This is a genomic window from Agrobacterium sp. CFBP2214 (assembly GCF_030209895.1).
GTDB classification, from domain to species: domain Bacteria; phylum Pseudomonadota; class Alphaproteobacteria; order Rhizobiales; family Rhizobiaceae; genus Agrobacterium; species Agrobacterium radiobacter.
Genome location: NZ_JARVRC010000003.1, coordinates 867,056 through 883,942, shown reverse-complemented (window position 1 = coordinate 883,942; position 16,887 = coordinate 867,056). Strand labels below are relative to the sequence as shown.

Here is a 16,887-nt window from a genome sequence, read left to right as displayed (position 1 = left end):
GGAGTTATGACCATGAGCACAATCCGTATCCTCGACGGCGGCATGAGCCGCGAATTGCAGCGGCTCGGCGCCGTGCTGAAACAGCCGGAATGGTCTGCGCTGGCGCTTATCGACGCGCCTGAGATCGTGCGGCAGGTGCACCAGGAATTCATCGAAGCCGGTGCCGATGTCGTCACCACCAATTCCTATGCGCTGGTGCCCTTCCACATCGGCGAAGAGCGTTTCCAGAAGGACGGCGCATCGCTGATCGCCCTTTCGGGTAAGCTGGCGCGCGAAGCGGTGGATGCCTCCGGCCGCAAGGTGCTGGTGGCGGGTTCGCTGCCGCCGATCTTCGGTTCCTATGAGCCGCAGAATTTCGATGCGGGCCGGGTGCAGGCCTATCTGACGGTGCTGGTCGACAATCTCGCGCCTCATGTCGACGTCTGGCTCGGCGAGACGCTCAGCCTGATCGCCGAGGGCGAGGCGGTGCGTGAAGCCGTTGCCGCGACTGGCAAACCGTTCTGGATTTCCTTCACGCTCAATGATGATGCGGCTGCGACCGGCGGCGAGCCTGCGCTTCGCTCCGGTGAAACGGTCAAGGCGGCCGCCGAATGGGCGGCGCAATCGGGCGCGGCCGCCCTTCTGTTCAATTGCAGCAAGCCGGAAGTCATGAAAGCCGCGGTTGAGACGGCCGCCGCCGTCTTCGCGGAAAAGGGTGTGTCACTGGAAATCGGCGTTTATGCCAATGCCTTTGAAGGCGAGCAGGGTGATTCCGCCGCCAATGAAGGGCTGCATGACACGCGCGCCGATCTGACAGACGATGTTTATTCCCGTTTTGCCTGCTCCTGGGCGGATGCGGGCGCGACCATGATCGGCGGCTGCTGCGGCATTGGTGCGGCGCATATCCACAAGGTTGCCACAGCGTTGCGGCGCGCGGCGGCCTGAAGCCCGGCGTCGCTTTTCAACGCCACCATCATAAATCAAAGCGGCAGTTTCAAAACCTGCCGCTTTTTTTGTACGCGGCTATTGACCTCAACTATAGTTGAGGAATTATCAGGACATGGAACACTGTTGAAGGACGTTCCATGAGCGATGATACACTTTCCATACGGATCATATTTGGCAGCGCCCGCAACCCGCGCTTCTGCGATGTTGTCGGCCAATGGCTGCTTGACCAGCTGAGGGCTCTGCCGGGACTGGAGCTGGCGGTCATCGACCCGCGCGAACTCGATCTGCCGCAGGACCACGAACCCGAGCGCGCCTCGGTGCGGCAGCTTCGGCAAAGCCTCGATGGCGCCGATACCTTCATCGTCGTCACCCCGGAATATAACCGCAGTTACCCCGGCGCGCTGAAGGTGCTGATCGATTCCGCCTATGACGAATGGGGCGCCAAGCCGGTGGCCTTCGTGTCCTATGGCGGGATTTCCGGCGGCCTGCGCGCCACCGAGCAGCTTCGCCCCGTCTTTGCGGAACTGCATGCGGTAACGATCCGCGATGTCGTCAGCTTCGCCAATCCCTGGGATCGTGTCGATGCCGCCGGCCAGCTCGATGCCGGCGCGGCGGCGGCAGGCGCGCTGGAGACGATGATGAACAAGCTTGGCTGGTGGGCGCGGGCGCTGAAACAGGCGCGGTCCGCAACACCTTACAAGGGGGCGTGAGAATGACCGAAAAATCCTTCGCGTTGAAAGTGACGCTCCTGTTCGTCGCCACGCTCACCATCATGGCCGGAACCACGGTCGCACCTTCGCTGCCGGCCATCGAGCAGACTTTCCTGTCGACGCCGCATGTGGATATCATGAGCCGCATGGTGCTGACATTGCCCTCGGTTTTCGTGGCTTTCTGCGCGCCCATTGCCGGTGTGCTGGCGGATCGCTTCGGCCGCAAGCGGCTGCTGCTTGGCGCTATCCTGCTTTACAGCCTTTCCGGCATGTCCGGCCTTTTTGCCGAAAGTCTTGCCGGCCTGCTTGTGGGGCGTGCCTTTCTCGGTCTGGCGATCGGCGCCATCATGACGATCGGCACGGCGCTGGTGGGTGATTATTTCGAAGGTCCGGCGCGGGAGCGCTATCTCGGCCTGCAACAGGCCTTTACCCAGATCGGCGGCGTGGTTTTTGTGGTGGCGGGCGGTTTGCTGGCGGATCTGCACTGGCGCGCGCCCTTCGCGGTCTATGCCGTCGCCCTGCTCATTCTGCCGGCGGCCGTGTTTTTTCTGACGGAGCCGGTGAGGAACGATGGCGGGATCAAAGCCGGCGGCGAACAGGAGTTTGCGGTCAACTGGCTGCTGGTGGGTGTGCTGGCGTTGGCAGTATTTCTCGTCAATGCCCTGTTTTACACCATCCCCTCGCAGCTGCCGTTTTTCCTGCGGGAGCTTGGGGTGTTTTCCGGCAGCATTGCGGGATACGCCATCGGCATTTTCAATCTGGCCGGGGCGCTGGCGGCGCTCAATTTCGGGCGATTGCGGGCAAGGGTCAGCGTGACCGCCATCATTGCCGCCGGGCTGGTGTTGATGGCGGCGGGTTTTGCGCTGCTTGCCATGGCCGAGGGGCTGGTTGCCATGCTGTCATCGCTTGCGGTGGTGGGGTTTGGCCTCGGTGTGGTGATGCCGGGCATCATGTCCACGACCATCATGCTGGCGCCGCTCAGCCTGCGCGGGCGTATCGCCGGCATCGTCACCGCTTCGATGTTTCTCGGGCATTTCATCTCGCCGCTGGCAAGCCAGCCGTGGATTGCCCGCTTCGGTTTTGCAGGCGCCTATCGCGACATCGCCATGATATTCGCCGCCATGGCCGGGCTTGCCCTTGTCGCCCTGATCTTCCAGCGACGGAGCGACGCACGAAGATCGCGTTCTTTTGCCTCGAGCCGCTGACACTGGTCGTCGTGAAGGAATTATAAAGTTTTTGACTATAATCATTTTTCTGGAAAACAAACGGAAGGCGCGCCGGCTGAAGAACCGGTTGATTTCATTCCCTTCCTCGAAATTCGGCGTGGCGTTTCCGCTTTGCTTGCGGAGCCGCCATGCCATCTAGGGCGGCGCGGCCTGTCCGTATTTGAAGGGACAGGCGGCTTTCCCGGCGCATGCATGAAGCAGATGCGTTGAGAGCCGATGATACGGCTAGCGGAGCTTCGATGATCGAGGCGCTTGACGTGCAATGTCAGTCTCGCCGAACACCTCCGGCACGGGGAAGGAGCGGTTTTTCAATGACCTGAGGTTCCCGTGTCTTTTCTTCAAAACGCCAGTATCCGCATCAAAATCCTGTCGCTCATTCTCCCGCTCTGCATTGTCGGCCTTGGCGCCACAGCCTTCATGTCCATGCACTACAAGCGGACGGACACGGCCTATTCGTATTTTATTGCCAACGACAACGCCGCTCTGGTGGAGCTTTCGCGGGCAAACCGCAACCTGCAGGCCATGGCTTATGGCGCCTATCAGGTCATGGCTTACGACACCAACATTCCTGACTTCAAGATCGTCAAGCACGAATACGAGACAGACAAGGTGGCTTTGATATCGCGCCTCAACCATGTCAAAACCATTTTTCCGGAGGAAGCTGCGGCGCTGGACAAGCTGTTGGGCCAGGCTCAGGGCATAATCACCTCGACCGACAAAGCCGTGGAATTCGGTTCGACCGATCGCAACAAGGAATCTGCCGCTGAACTTATGAAGGCCGACGCTTTGATCCGCTCGACCGGGAATGAAATCTCTGCCCTTCTGGACAAGCTTGCCAAGGGTGTTGTCAAGGGAAGCGACGATCTGACCGACAAGACCAATTCGACCATCTTCACTTCCCTGGTGGTTGTCGGCATTGCTTTTGCGATCGGCATCATTCTGGCGCTGTTCGTGGCGTCTCGTGGCATCACAACGCCGATCGCCCGTCTGCGCGAGCGCATGGTGTCGCTTGCCGGTGGTGAAACGGCCTCGGAGATTGACGGCACGGCGCGCCGGGATGAAGTGGGCCAGATGGCGAAAGCCGTTCAGGTGTTCCGCGAAAACGCCGTCGAGCGCATTCGTCTCGAGCAGGAAACCGAAGCCAATCGCAGCCTCTCGGAGAAAGACCGGATCGAGCGGGAGCAGCAGAAGGCAACGGAGGCGGCCGATGTCAAATTCGCCGTCGACAATCTCGCAGCCGGCCTCTCGAAGCTTTCGGAAGGCGATGTTTCCTATCGCATCGGCCAGCCTTTTACCGCGACGCTGGATGGCGTTCGCAACGATTTCAACACGTCCGCCGAAAAGCTGCAGGCGGCATTGACCAAGGTGGCGCAGAACGCCAGCGGCATCGGTGCGGGCGCAAACGAGATCAAGTCTGCCGCCGACGATCTGGCCAAGCGCACCGAGCAGCAGGCCGCAGCCGTGGAGGAAACAGCCGCTGCGCTTGAAGAAATCACCACGACGGTCAGGGATTCCACCAAACGCGCGCAGGAGGCGGGCCAGATCGTCAGCCGCGCCAAGGCGGGCGCCGAACAATCCGGCCAGGTTGTGCGCCGCGCCGTGGTCGCCATGGAGCAGATCGCCAAATCGGCCAATGAGATCAGCAACATCATCGGCGTGATCGACGAGATCGCCTTCCAGACCAACCTGCTTGCGCTGAATGCCGGTGTGGAAGCCGCCCGTGCGGGCGAGGCCGGCAAGGGCTTTGCCGTGGTGGCGCAGGAGGTGCGTGAGCTTGCCCAGCGCTCCGCCAACGCGGCGAAGGAGATCAAGGCCCTGATCACCACATCGAACGACCAGGTGCAGCAGGGCGTGCAGCTGGTCGGTGACACCGGAAAGGCGCTGGAGACCATCGTTTCTGAAGTGCAGGAAATCAACCGGCACGTCGTCTCCATCGTGGAGGCTGCGCAGGAACAATCCTCCGGCCTGCAGCAGATCAATACGGCCGTGAACCAGATGGACCAGGACACGCAGAAGAACGCGGCGATGGTGGAAGAAACCAATGCCGCGAGCCACAGCCTGGCCAAGGAAGTGGCGTCGCTCAACCAGCTGCTCTCCCAGTTCAGGCTCGCCGATGGCGCTTATCAGCAAAAAAGCCAGCCTGCTCCGGTTCGCAGCGCCGCCGGCAACGACAAATATGTGGCATCCCCCGTCCGCGCGCTGGGTCGCAAGATTGCCTCGGCGTTTTCGGGCAACGCCGCTGTCGATACAAAGGGCGACTGGCAGGAGTTCTGATCGCTATTTCAGGGCGCTTCCATGGTCCTGGCGCCGGGTTATGTATGACTGGGGTTGGCGGGCCTGATATCGCCCGCCCGCCTGAGAACGAAAAATGCCGCACGGGCCTGATCTCCCGTGCGGCATTTTTTGCGCGCGACATGTCGGAATTATTTACTTTCCGCAGACCGCCGTTCCTATCCGCAAGATTTGCCGGATCGGAAATTATCTGGCCTGCATGGCGCGAATAAAGGCCGGGCTTCCGCTATTCAAATCACTGTATGTAATTCTTTTACTTGCGATGGCGTCGATTAATCGCGTGCAGAAGATCATGTCGACGTTGCTGTTCGGGCTGACGTTCATGGCTTCAGCCACGGCAATCTTGGAACTCTTGGACTTTTTCTTTGTCGTTTCATAGCAATTTTGAACCGCCCTGCGTTTGACGGCAGGACTTCCCCCTATGACTTCCTGATCCCTTTCGAAATTGGGGTTCGTCTGGCACCCTGAAAGGATGAGAACTGATACAGATACAGCAATAATTGCCTTGATTTTCATGGATTAATTTTCCCTTTTACCCCGCCAGATGGCTCATGCTGGAGCACCCCAGCCAGACCCGTCGACCAGGAGTATTGCAGCCATATTGCGGCAAATACATCCGGGTGATTACAGGAATATGTTCACAGAACCGGCGCCGAAGGGGCTTGTCGCTTTGGAAGGCAGGCACAAGCTTTATGCAGCCTTCTAAGTGGAGGATTGCCATAAACGATGTCAGGGTAAGATAAATGGCGCACCCGACAGGATTCGAACCTGTGACCTTTGGAATCGGAATCCAACACTCTATCCAGCTGAGCTACGGGTGCAGCAGTCACGCTTGAATCGCGTGCAGCGGTTGGTTCATACCCCAGCTTTGTTTCCGCATCAACGTCTAAAAATCAAAGATTTGCGAAAGTTAGCCTGTTTTCGGGCGGGGCCGGGCGTGAGGGCGTGTTGTGAGGTCATCGCACGCTTTTCCGTGGCGGCGGGGCGTTACGTCGTTTGACGTATTGTGTTTTTACCGGAATAGATTTTCCCTTATAAGTAGTATGTTATCGCCGAGCCAGACCGTTGTCCTGCCCTATTATCGAAGTGGCGGCCGGATTGCTGCAATGCCTTTCAAACACGGCGCGGGAGTCGATTTTAGCCCCTCAAAATTGGTGGGTAAATAGTCATACTTTTTCTGTTTTGCCAACCGCGATCCGGAGTCCGTGGTTGCTTCGCCGGCGATTAACTGTCAAATTATTATACAATATTAGTATCATCTACATTTATTTGGGATACAGTTTCGCAACGTTGTCGGTTATGATTTCGGCAAGGTAAAGGAACGAATCAGGCGGGGGATCGGATGGCTTTGCGATTGGCACACAGCAACGGGCCGCGGACGGAAAAGGCCGAAAGCGGCAGCGCGGAAGCGGCGCACATCACGGCGATCGACTATGGGTTGCTGACGACTGCGATCAGCTATCATTTGCGGCACTCGCAACTTGCCGTGGCAAATGGCTTTGCCGATGTGCTGGCCGAGCAGGGATTGCGGCCCGCCGATTTTTCCGTGCTCGTCATCGTCGGCGGTAATCCGGGCCTCAAACAGAGCGATGTGGCTGAAGCGCTCGGCATACAGCGGGCCAATTTCGTCGCGATCGTCGACAGCATGGAAGAGAAGGGGCTGCTTGTCCGCCGCAAATCGGAAGAGGACAGGCGCGTTCATTTCCTCGACATGACGGAGGAAGGCAGCAGCCTTCTCGACCGGCTTTCCAATACCTGGCGGGACCGTGAGGAAAAGCTGATCGACCGGATCGGCGGCAAGAAGGCCCGCGATCAGCTTCTGGCTCTGCTTGGACGCCTGCGCGACTGAACCGTCGAAGAGAGCGTCGGGCAATCAGAGTAGTGCCGGGCGGCTGCGGGGTGCGGCCTGCGCCTGTCGTCCATTGTCTGCGACATCGGCACCATCTTCTTCCCGCTGGTCTTTCACGGCAGCCTGAGCGGCGGCGGGCCGAATTGCGTTGCAATTTTTCTGTGAAACCGCCAAGACGCATAAGCATCTTCACGTCTTGTGGCGCGGAGCCGCAATCATGCGATCGACTGGAAAGGCCCGGGACGGGAACGCCATGCTGAATATCGATACGAGTCATCCGCTTTATCGCCCCCTGTGGGTCCGGTTGCTCATTGTCGGCTTTTGCGCCGCATGGGCCGTCATCGAATTCGTCAATCGCGAGTTTTTCTGGGGAACCATCGTAGCCGGCATCGGGGCTTATGCGGCCTATGAATTGCTGCTGAAGTTCAAACCCGCAAGCGATGCCGCCAAAAGCGGAAATGGCACGGATGAGCCCGCCGCCGAAAGCGCGCCCACCGATAAGAACGATGCGGGCTGAAGCGCCGCCTATCTTCCGTTTTATATATTTCCCGAGATAAGATGGCCCGGCATTTTCACCGGAAATGCTCCCGCATCCGCAACATCCGGATCGCCTGGTCGATCAGGAGATTGGCCGCCGTCATGCGCAGCGTCGCATTATGCCGGAATTGCGGCTTCACCCGGTCGGGATGATTGAGGCGGGCAAAGGCGCGGCGCTTTTCCGCAAGCGTTGCGGCCGTGTCGGTGTCGTGGATCGCCAGTTCCGCGGAGACATCGGCAAGCGAGGTCTTTTCGAGGTGGGCCGGCATCGCTTCCGGCTCGGGCTCCGGTTGAGGTTCCGCGGGTGGCGCGGGTTCAGCCATGAAGGCGAGATAGGCATCGAGATTGCCGTTCGCCGGTGGCGGCGTTTCAATATGCGTATCGATGACAAAGCCCGAGCTGAAACCGGCAATGCGGTGACTGGCGGGCGGTGGCGGTTCCACGCCTTCCTCTTCTTTTTCCTGTTTCAGCCTTTCGACGACCGATTGGAAAACGGATTGTCCGAAGAGCATGCGGCTTTTCCCTCGCCGGTCTGACTATCCGGCCTTTATGGATCATGAAGGTGGTGTCTGGCTTGCCGCCCTCACGGGCCGGTCAATTTGCGGCTCTCATCCAGAACCAGATCGTAGAGCAGGCGGGCGCTGGGCGGCAAAACCCGGCCCTTGGTGGTGATGATGCTGTAGGGCTTCACGACGAGTTCGAAATCCGTCGGCAATATGCGGGTTCGGCCGATATCCGCCTGCTGGCCGGCAACGAATTCGGCCATGTCCTGGGCGATCGGCGCAATAGCATCGGTGTTGCAGATCAGGGCGAGCGTCAAAAGCATGGAGGGCGTGTTGATGATGTTGCGCGGCATGGTGACGCCGTGGGTCAGAAAGACATCCTCCATGGTTCTGCGCAAAAGCGCGCCGGGCGGCTGGAAAACCCAGTCGTAACCGGAGAGATCCTGCAGGGTCACGGGCTCGCCGCGCAGCAGGGGGTGGCCTTCGCGCACGACAAGACAGGCGCGCTCGATGCCGATTTCATGGATGGAGAAGAGGCCGGGGTCGAAATCATCGGGAATGCGGCCGATGATGAAATCGTGGCGCGCGGCCAGCAGTTCGCGCGCCAGCACGTTGCTGCTTTCCACCTGCACGTTGATTTCAATGCCGGGATAGGTGTCCATGGCGCGCCTTATGGCGGGAACCACGAGGCTGATGGCAGGCGCGGTGACGGCGCCGATATAGACCGAGCCGCCGCTGCCCGACTTCATCTGGTTCAGTTCACGGCTCGCCTCGCGCAGTTCCAACAAGATGGTGCGGGCCCGGCGCGCCAGCGCCTCGCCGAATTTCGTCAGCACCACCCCGCGCGAGGCCCGCTGACAAAGGGGTGATTTGACGATCGCCTCCATTTCCGCGAGCATGCGCGAGGCTGCTGGCTGCGTCATGTTCATGGCGGCCGCCGCTGCGCTGACCTGCCCGTGCTCCTCGATCATGACCAGCATGCGCAGGTGGCTCATCTTCAATCCGGCCCGCAGCAAAGGGTTGTCCTCAAAGACGAAAAGGGCCTCTGTTGTTTGCGCCTGCTCATACACTTTTTGGTTGTTCATTCGTGGTTTTATACCCCTCATCGGTTTTTGTATCGATTTAATATATCATAATTGATATATGGAAACTGATTTATTCTATTTGACAGTTATATGGATTCAGAACAATTTGCGGAATGCCGGGGAGGAGCGGCAGCTGTTCCATTTCGCAATTGCGAAATCGGGGTGAGCGCAACGCGGCTTCTTCCTCTGACGGCATGAATTTCATGGTGCACCGCAACATGCGGGCTCCAGAGAAGGGCTCAAGGGAGAGAGTTAATGAAGTCCATTATTTCGCTGATGGCGGCTTGTGCCATCGGTGCTGCTTCTTTCGCAGTGCCGGCTTTTGCACAGGACAAGGGTTCCGTTGGTATCGCCATGCCGACCAAGTCGTCCGCACGCTGGATCGACGACGGCAACAACATCGTGAAGCAGCTTCAGGAAGCCGGTTACACGACCGACCTGCAGTATGCCGATGACGATATTCCGAACCAGCTTTCCCAGATCGAAAACATGGTCACCAAGGGCGTCAAGGTCCTCGTGATCGCATCGATCGACGGCACGACGCTGTCGGACGTCCTGAAGCAGGCTGGCGAGCAGGGCATCAAGGTCATCGCTTATGACCGCCTGATCCGCAACAGCGGCGATGTCAGCTACTACGCAACCTTTGACAACTTCCAGGTTGGCGTTCTGCAGGCGACTTCGATTGTCGACAAGCTTGGCGTGAAGGACGGCAAGGGCCCGTTCAACATCGAGTTGTTCGGCGGCTCTCCTGACGACAACAATGCGTTCTTCTTCTATGACGGCGCAATGTCGGTTCTCCAGCCTTACATCGACAGCGGCAAGCTCGTCGTGAAGTCCGGCCAGACCGGCATGGACAAGGTCGGTACGCTGCGTTGGGATCCGGCAACGGCCCAGGCCCGCATGGACAACCTTCTTTCCGCTTATTACACCGACGCCAAGGTTGACGCTGTTCTGTCGCCTTACGACGGTCTCTCCATCGGCATCATCTCCTCGCTGAAGGGCGTTGGTTATGGCACGAAGGACCAGCCGCTGCCGGTCGTTTCCGGTCAGGACGCTGAAGTTCCCTCCGTCAAGTCGATCATTGCAGGCGAACAGTATTCCACCATCTTCAAGGACACCCGCGAACTCGCCAAGGTGACCGTGAACATGGTCAACGCTGTTCTGCAGGGCAAGGAGCCGGAAGTGAACGACACCAAGACCTATGAAAATGGCGTCAAGGTCGTTCCGTCCTACCTCCTGAAGCCGGTTGCCGTTACCAAGGAGAACTACAAGCAGGTTCTCGTCGATGGCGGTTACTACAAGGAAGACCAGCTGAAATAAGCTGAAGACACATGCGGGGATGACTTGGCGTCATCCCCGTTTTTCCATAAAAATAAAAACGCCGGAATTAATCGGGCGCTGGATTGCGATATGGCCAATACCATTCTCGAAATGCGGAACATCACCAAGACGTTTCCGGGCGTGAAAGCGCTTGAGAACGTCAACCTCAAGGTTAAGGAGGGTGAGATCCACGCACTCGTCGGTGAGAACGGCGCGGGGAAGTCGACCTTGATGAAGGTCCTTTCCGGTGTTTACCCCGCCGGCACCTATGAGGGCGAAATCCACTATGAAGGCGCAGTGCGGAATTTTCGCGCCATCAACGACAGTGAAGATATTGGTATCATCATCATTCACCAGGAGCTGGCGCTCGTGCCGCTTCTGTCGATTGCGGAAAACATCTTCCTTGGTAACGAGGTCGCCTCGAACGGCGTCATCAGCTGGCAGCAGACCTTCAACCGTACCCGCGAACTTCTGAAGAAGGTGGGTCTGAAGGAATCGCCGGAGACGCTGATCACCGATATCGGCGTTGGCAAGCAGCAGCTGGTCGAAATCGCCAAGGCGCTGTCAAAGAGCGTGAAGCTGCTCATCCTCGATGAACCGACGGCTTCGCTCAACGAAAGCGATTCCGAGGCGCTGCTGAACCTGTTGATGGAATTCCGCAAGCAGGGCATGACCTCGATCATCATCACCCACAAGCTCAACGAAGTGCGCAAGGTGGCCGACCAGATCACCGTGCTGCGCGACGGCATGACGGTGAAGACGCTCGACTGTCACGAGGAAGAAATCAGCGAGGATGTCATCATCCGCAACATGGTGGGGCGCGATCTCGAAGATCGTTATCCGCCGCGCGATGTGCCGATCGGCGAGACCATTCTCGAAGTCAAGAACTGGAACGCCTATCACCAGCAGCATCGCGACCGTCAGGTTCTGCATGATATCAATGTCACCGTGCGCAAGGGCGAAGTGGTTGGCATTGCCGGTCTGATGGGGGCAGGGCGAACCGAATTTGCGATGAGCGTTTTCGGCAAGTCCTATGGCCACAAGATCAGCGGCGAAGTGCTGATCGACGGCAAGCCCGTTGACGTCAGCACCGTGCGCAAGGCGATCGATGCCGGTCTCGCCTATGTGACGGAAGACCGCAAGCATCTCGGTCTCGTGCTCAACGACAACATCCTGCACAATACCACGCTCGCCAATCTGGCCGGCGTATCGAATGCCAGCATCATCGACGATATCAAGGAAATGAAGGTGGCGAGCGATTTCCGCACGCGTCTTCGCATCCGGTCTTCAGGCATCTTCCAGGAAACGGTCAATCTTTCGGGCGGCAACCAGCAGAAGGTTGTGCTCTCCAAGTGGCTGTTCTCCAATCCTGACGTGCTGATCCTCGATGAACCGACCCGCGGTATCGATGTCGGCGCGAAATACGAAATCTACACCATCATCAACCAGCTCGCTGCCGACGGCAAAGGCGTTCTGATGATCTCATCGGAAATGCCCGAACTGCTCGGCAATTGCGACCGCATCTACGTCATGAACGAAGGCCGCATCGTCGCTGAATTGCCGAAGGGAGAGGCGAGCCAGGAAAGCATCATGCGCGCTATCATGCGCTCAGGGGAGAAGAACTCATGAGTTCGGCAAACACCACAAACGAAGAAAGCAACGTCATCTCGGTCGGGTCGTATATTCGCTCCAATATCCGCGAATACGGCATGCTGATCGCGCTCGTCGCTATCATGGTTTTCTTCCAGTTCTACACCGGCGGCATCCTGTTCCGCCCTGTGAACCTGACCAACCTCATCCTGCAGAACTCGTTCATCGTCATCATGGCGCTGGGCATGCTGCTCGTCATCGTGGCCGGGCATATCGACCTTTCGGTCGGTTCCATCGTCGCCTTCGTCGGTGCGATCGCGGCCATATTGACCGTGCAATGGGGCATGAACCCGTTTCTTGCGGCGCTGATTTGTCTCGTTATCGGCGGCATCATCGGTGCTGCCCAGGGTTACTGGATCGCCTATCACCGCATTCCGTCTTTCATCGTGACGCTGGCGGGCATGCTGGTGTTCCGCGGCCTGACGCTGTTCGTGCTGGGTGGCAAGAACATTGGCCCGTTCCCCACCGATTTCCAGATCATCAGCACCGGCTTCCTGCCTGATATCGGTGGTATCGAAGGTCTGAACACCACCTCGATGATCCTGACATTGCTGATTACGGTCGTGCTGTTCTATCTGGCCTGGCGCCGTCGCGTGGTGAATGTGAAGCATGGCATCGACGTCGAGCCGTTCGGTTTCTTCATTGTGCAGAATCTGCTGATCTCAGGTGCTATCCTGTTCCTGGGTTACCAGCTGTCCACCTATCGCGGCCTGCCGAACGTTCTGATCGTGATGCTGGTTCTGATTGCGCTCTACAGCTTCGTGACGCGCCGCACGACCATCGGCCGCCGCGTTTACGCCATGGGCGGCAATGAAAAGGCGACTAAACTTTCCGGTATCAACACCGAACGCCTGAGCTTCCTGACCTTCGTCAACATGGGCGTGCTGGCCGGTCTTGCCGGCATGATCATCGCGACACGCCTCAATTCGGCAACGCCGAAGGCTGGCGTGGGCTTCGAGCTCGATGTGATCGCGGCCTGCTTCATCGGCGGTGCTTCGGCTTCCGGCGGCGTTGGCAAGATTACCGGCGCGGTTATCGGCGCTTTCATTATGGGCGTCATGAACAACGGCATGTCGATTGTCGGCCTCGGCATCGATTTCCAGCAGATGGTCAAGGGCCTCGTGCTGCTCGCCGCCGTGTTCTTCGACGTCTACAACAAGAACAAGGGCTGATCGGCCCCAACCCTATCGCAGTCAAAAAAGTGGCCGGTTTCCGGCCACTTTCATAAGATGCAGGCGTTATGCGCCGCGTAGAAGAGACAAGGCGCTTTGCGCCGGAGGAAGGAAATCCCGTGCTCATTTCACAGATCAAAGATGCCAGTGGCAAAATCACCGTAGCGGTTCGCGAAGAGGGCGGGCAGGCGCACGCCGTCAAAGGTGCGGAGTCGGTTTACGCACTCGCCATGGAAGCCGCCAATGGCGGCAAGAGCCTTGCCGATGTCATTTCCGCCCATGGTCTGGGCGATGCTGTCGATCTTGAAAAGGCCTACGCCGAAGGTCGCTTCCTGCCGCCGATCACCCATCCCGATCCGGCGCACCTGCATCTGACCGGTACTGGCCTTACCCATCTCGGTTCGGCTGCGACCCGTGACAGCATGCACAAGAAGACCACGGAAGCCGCCGAGGAAAGCCTGACGGACTCCATGAAGATGTTCCGCATGGGTCTCGAAAACGGCAAGCCCAAGGCCGGCGAAAAGGGCGTTCAGCCCGAATGGTTCTACAAGGGCAACGGCCATGTGGCGGCGGCGCCCGGCGCGGCTCTCACCTCTCCGTCCTTTGCGCTCGATGGCGGCGAAGAGCCGGAAATGGCCGGCATCTACGTGATCTCGGACAAGGGTGAGGCGGTGCGCATCGGCTTTGCCGTCTCGAACGAGTTTTCCGATCACGTCACCGAGCGGATCAACTATCTCTACCTCGCCCATTCCAAGCTGCGCCCGGCAAGCTTCGGCCCGGAAATCCGCGTCGGTGCTCCGCCGTCCGATATTCGCGGCACCTCGCGCATCCGCCGCGGCGACAAGGTGATTTTCGAAAAGCCGTTCGTTTCGGGTGAGGACAACATGTCCCACACCTTCGCGAACCTTGAATATCACCACTTCAAATACGGCCTGTTCCGTGCACCGGGCGATGTGCATGTGCACATGTTCGGCACCGCGACGCTCTCTTTTGCCGAAGGCATCAAGCCGGAAGCGGGCGATGTCTTCGAAATCGAGGCCGCCGGTTTCGGCTTGCCGCTGAAGAACCCGCTTGCGGTTGATGCGGAAGAAGAGATCACTGTTCGGCAGATTTGATCTGCGCGTTACGTGAAGTTGGTCGAGGGGGCGCCTTGCTCTCCCTCGGCGTCATCCTCGGGCTTGACCCGAGGATCCACATCCGATCGATTTTACGCGACGTGGATAGATCCTCGGGTCAAGCCCGAAGATGACACTTGATGAGAGCTTTTTCATAGCATTATCCCGTTCGCAACTTTCAAGCGCTTGCCTTAGCCGAACTCCCACAGCTTGCCTTCAGGTGCGAAACATCCGCTAAAGCAACAACGGAGCGACTTTGCCAGTAGTCGTCTTGTCTTAGGTGCGTAATGCAGCCAGAACGCGCCGGAAAGCTGGCATAGCCGACGCTTTCTATTGGCATCTTGATCCATGCCGCGATGACGAAGGTAAGAGCGAAGCCATGGGTAACGATGACCTGCGTGGGGCATGGCCGCGATATAATGGTGTTTACAGAGCGATACACTCTTTCCGCCACCTCACGTCTCGTTTCGCCATCAGCAATTCCGCCGCGGTGATCCATCCGGTTGTGCTCAGGGGCGGGTATTTGACGGGCGTCGAGCCATTCCTGTGGCATGCCGCCGGCCGAACCGTAGCTGATTTCCCGTAGGTCAGGTGTGGTTTCAAAAGGGCGCTTGAGGTGTTCAGCAAGGATTGCCGCAGTCTGGGAGGCCCGGAGAAGATCGGAACTGAAGATTTCGATTGAGGCGCTGTCGATCAAGGCCACAAGTCTGGCGGCTGTCGCTTCCGCATCGGCCCTGCCCTTGGGTGTCAGTTCGGTATCATACCAGCCCCCGACCTTGTTCTCGACATGGTGGACGGACTGAGTGTGCGTGACGACAAAAATGTTCTTCATAGCGCTTCTTCCGCGTATTAGTTGGGCTCACCCAATCCCCCATAGCTTGCCTTCACCCACCTCCACCGAATTGCCCGCGGGATCGCGGATATAGACGGAATAGCTGTCATTCGGCCAGCGGTGATAGTGCTCGACGGGAATTCCAAGCGCTTCGAAACGAGCCTTCCAGCCGTCCACTTCCGACTTGTCCTTCGCGTAAAAACAGAAATGGCCTTGCCCCACCGCACCGTGGCGGGGGATCGGATTGTCGGGGTCGGCCCGGCGGGATTGCTGCGGGTCGAAGATCAGCAGCATCTGCTGCCCGCATCTGAAGAAGATGAATTGCCCGGGCAGCCTGCGCACCACCTCCAGCCCGAAGACATCCCGATAAAAGGCCTCGGTGGCATCGAGATCATCGGCGTAAATCGCGGTTTCCATAAGGGCGGCTGGTGGGCGCATGGTTTCCTCCGGTAGTCCATGGGCTGTCCGGCGCGGGGACAGACGGCTTTAAATTTTCGCGCTGTAGGTGAGCACCGTCAGATCGTGTTTGCCGACACCACGTTCCAGAACGGTCCAGCCGCAACCGGTGTAATAAGTTTCCAGACCGCGCTGGCAGCAGAGATAGCTGGTCTCGTGGCCGAGTTCGGCGGCCCTTTGTGTTGCCGCCTGCATGAGCGCCCGGGCCACGCCTGAGCGCCGGCGATCTTCCTCCACCCAAAGGGCGGCGACCCAGGGAAGATATTGCGGCCGCTCTTCCAGATCGCAATGGATGAGGAAGGCGGAGCCGACATAGTCGTCGCCGTCATGGGCAACGAAACCGGTGGGCAGCGTATGGGGGTTGGTCATGTCTTTCAGGTGCTCGGCGACGTCGCCCACCTGAAGACCGCTATCCTGCCACCATGCCGTCCAGACCCGCTCGGCGATGACGGGTCCATGCGACTGGCAGTCGCGATAGTCGGAAATGCTGTACAAGGCCGTCTCCTGGCCGGCTTTCCTCCCGCGGGCGGAAGCCGGATCATGCTTTCAAATCGATGCGGAGATTAAACCGGGTAGGAAGGGGTTTCGCAACCGCCAACTTGTCGCGCCGGATCAGGATTTCGTTGCCGTCACATGCAGCCATGCGGTCGGGAGATTGTCGTAACCGCTGCCCTGCCGCGCCTCAATCTCCACCGCCGTCCAGTCAAACTGTCCGTAAACGTCTTTCAGCCAAGGCTTCGAAGGATAATTGTAGTAACGGCCGAACATGTCGCGTCCTTCCGTCTCTCCCGCCTTGAAGCTGGCATAAAAAACGCCGACCTGTTTCAGCGCCGTGTGGATGCGGCCGATAATGCCCGGCAGGGCGGGACGGGGCACATGCAGCAGGCAGGCATTGGCCCAGACACCGTCATATCGCTCACGCTCATCGATATTCTCGAACAGCAATGTCCTGACGGGAATGCCGAGCCGGATTTCCGCCGCTTTCGCGATGTCAGGCGTTCCATCGGTGGGATGAACGTCGAAACCGGCGGCCAGCATGAATTCGCTGTCCTGACCACCGCCGCATCCCAGTTCGAGAATGCTTGCGCCCTCTGGCAAGCGCGCCAGAAATGTCTCCAGATGCGGGCGGTCCGCCGCCTGTCCCCGTGATGTATAGGCCGCGGCGTTATCAGTATAAAAGCCGATTGTATCGTCGTCCTTGCCGGCCATCATC

Annotated in this window: 17 protein-coding genes and 1 tRNA gene; 10 read left to right on the top strand and 8 right to left on the bottom strand. The window is 58.8% G+C overall.

What is annotated here, in order from left to right; genetic code table 11:
* The first annotated feature begins 12 nt into the window (after positions 1 to 12).
* The 4 genes from QRN60_RS11630 (at position 13) to QRN60_RS11615 (ending at position 5,137) form a co-directional block, all read left to right on the top strand.
* Positions 13 to 924: a homocysteine S-methyltransferase family protein gene (locus QRN60_RS11630; protein ID WP_107675938.1), complete on the top strand. Its 912-nt coding sequence runs from the start codon at positions 13 to 15 to the stop codon at positions 922 to 924.
* Between the two features lie 140 nt (positions 925 to 1,064).
* On the top strand, positions 1,065 to 1,637 hold the full coding sequence (locus QRN60_RS11625) for an NADPH-dependent FMN reductase (protein ID WP_284765552.1): 573 nt from the start codon (positions 1,065 to 1,067) through the stop codon (positions 1,635 to 1,637).
* Between the two features lie 2 nt (positions 1,638 to 1,639).
* Complete coding sequence (locus QRN60_RS11620; protein WP_129564861.1) at positions 1,640 to 2,842, top strand: MFS transporter; 1,203 nt, start codon at positions 1,640 to 1,642, stop codon at positions 2,840 to 2,842.
* A 348-nt stretch (positions 2,843 to 3,190) separates the two neighbouring features.
* Positions 3,191 to 5,137, top strand: coding sequence for a methyl-accepting chemotaxis protein (locus QRN60_RS11615; protein WP_129565272.1), 1,947 nt, complete (start codon positions 3,191 to 3,193; stop codon positions 5,135 to 5,137).
* Positions 5,138 to 5,341: 204 nt separating this feature from the next.
* On the opposite strand, the gene QRN60_RS11610 is transcribed toward QRN60_RS11615, so the two are convergent.
* Positions 5,342 to 5,671: a hypothetical protein gene (locus tag QRN60_RS11610; protein WP_162724067.1), complete on the bottom strand. Its 330-nt coding sequence runs from the start codon at positions 5,669 to 5,671 to the stop codon at positions 5,342 to 5,344.
* 228 nt (positions 5,672 to 5,899) lie between these two features.
* Positions 5,900 to 5,976, bottom strand: a tRNA-Arg gene (locus QRN60_RS11605).
* Between the two features lie 521 nt (positions 5,977 to 6,497).
* On the opposite strand from QRN60_RS11605, the gene QRN60_RS11600 reads away from it, so the two are divergent.
* Positions 6,498 to 7,004 carry a MarR family winged helix-turn-helix transcriptional regulator gene (locus QRN60_RS11600; protein WP_003520548.1) on the top strand — a complete coding sequence of 169 codons (507 nt, stop codon included), beginning with the start codon at positions 6,498 to 6,500 and terminating at the stop codon, positions 7,002 to 7,004.
* Positions 7,005 to 7,257: 253 nt separating this feature from the next.
* On the top strand, positions 7,258 to 7,521 hold the full coding sequence (locus tag QRN60_RS11595; protein ID WP_003509467.1) for a hypothetical protein: 264 nt from the start codon (positions 7,258 to 7,260) through the stop codon (positions 7,519 to 7,521).
* Between the two features lie 55 nt (positions 7,522 to 7,576).
* Here QRN60_RS11595 and QRN60_RS11590 read toward each other — a convergent pair whose 3' ends face one another.
* Positions 7,577 to 8,053, bottom strand: coding sequence for a hypothetical protein (locus QRN60_RS11590; protein ID WP_112278366.1), 477 nt, complete (start codon positions 8,051 to 8,053; stop codon positions 7,577 to 7,579).
* Positions 8,054 to 8,124: 71 nt separating this feature from the next.
* Positions 8,125 to 9,129 carry a LysR family transcriptional regulator gene (locus QRN60_RS11585; protein ID WP_003509470.1) on the bottom strand — a complete coding sequence of 335 codons (1,005 nt, stop codon included), beginning with the start codon at positions 9,127 to 9,129 and terminating at the stop codon, positions 8,125 to 8,127.
* A 255-nt stretch (positions 9,130 to 9,384) separates the two neighbouring features.
* On the opposite strand from QRN60_RS11585, the gene chvE reads away from it, so the two are divergent.
* The 4 genes from chvE (at position 9,385) to araD1 (ending at position 14,386) form a co-directional block, all read left to right on the top strand.
* A complete protein-coding gene (gene chvE / locus QRN60_RS11580; protein WP_060725212.1) occupies positions 9,385 to 10,449 on the top strand; it encodes a sugar ABC transporter substrate-binding protein ChvE in 1,065 nt (354 codons plus the stop codon).
* A 90-nt stretch (positions 10,450 to 10,539) separates the two neighbouring features.
* A complete protein-coding gene (gene gguA, locus QRN60_RS11575) occupies positions 10,540 to 12,078 on the top strand; it encodes a sugar ABC transporter ATP-binding protein GguA (RefSeq protein WP_020011472.1) in 1,539 nt (512 codons plus the stop codon).
* On the top strand, positions 12,075 to 13,271 hold the full coding sequence (gene gguB / locus QRN60_RS11570) for a sugar ABC transporter permease GguB (RefSeq protein ID WP_020809403.1): 1,197 nt from the start codon (positions 12,075 to 12,077) through the stop codon (positions 13,269 to 13,271). The genes gguA and gguB overlap by 4 nt, the downstream gene beginning before the upstream one ends.
* A gap of 119 nt (positions 13,272 to 13,390) precedes the next feature.
* Positions 13,391 to 14,386, top strand: a complete 996-nt coding sequence (gene araD1 / locus QRN60_RS11565; RefSeq protein ID WP_162691836.1) for a 2-keto-3-deoxy-L-arabinonate dehydratase AraD1 — start codon at positions 13,391 to 13,393, stop codon at positions 14,384 to 14,386.
* A 178-nt stretch (positions 14,387 to 14,564) separates the two neighbouring features.
* Here araD1 and QRN60_RS11560 read toward each other — a convergent pair whose 3' ends face one another.
* The 4 genes from QRN60_RS11560 to QRN60_RS11545 form a co-directional block, all read right to left on the bottom strand.
* A complete protein-coding gene (locus tag QRN60_RS11560; RefSeq protein WP_080866367.1) occupies positions 14,565 to 15,218 on the bottom strand; it encodes a histidine phosphatase family protein in 654 nt (217 codons plus the stop codon).
* A 27-nt stretch (positions 15,219 to 15,245) separates the two neighbouring features.
* The gene (locus QRN60_RS11555) at positions 15,246 to 15,656 is read right to left on the bottom strand and encodes a VOC family protein (RefSeq protein ID WP_112591236.1); all 411 of its coding nucleotides are present in this window, start codon (positions 15,654 to 15,656) and stop codon (positions 15,246 to 15,248) included.
* A gap of 48 nt (positions 15,657 to 15,704) precedes the next feature.
* Complete coding sequence (locus tag QRN60_RS11550; RefSeq protein WP_129564943.1) at positions 15,705 to 16,169, bottom strand: GNAT family N-acetyltransferase; 465 nt, start codon at positions 16,167 to 16,169, stop codon at positions 15,705 to 15,707.
* A gap of 117 nt (positions 16,170 to 16,286) precedes the next feature.
* The gene (locus QRN60_RS11545; protein WP_129564952.1) at positions 16,287 to 16,883 is read right to left on the bottom strand and encodes a class I SAM-dependent methyltransferase; all 597 of its coding nucleotides are present in this window, start codon (positions 16,881 to 16,883) and stop codon (positions 16,287 to 16,289) included.
* Positions 16,884 to 16,887: the final 4 nt, after the last annotated feature.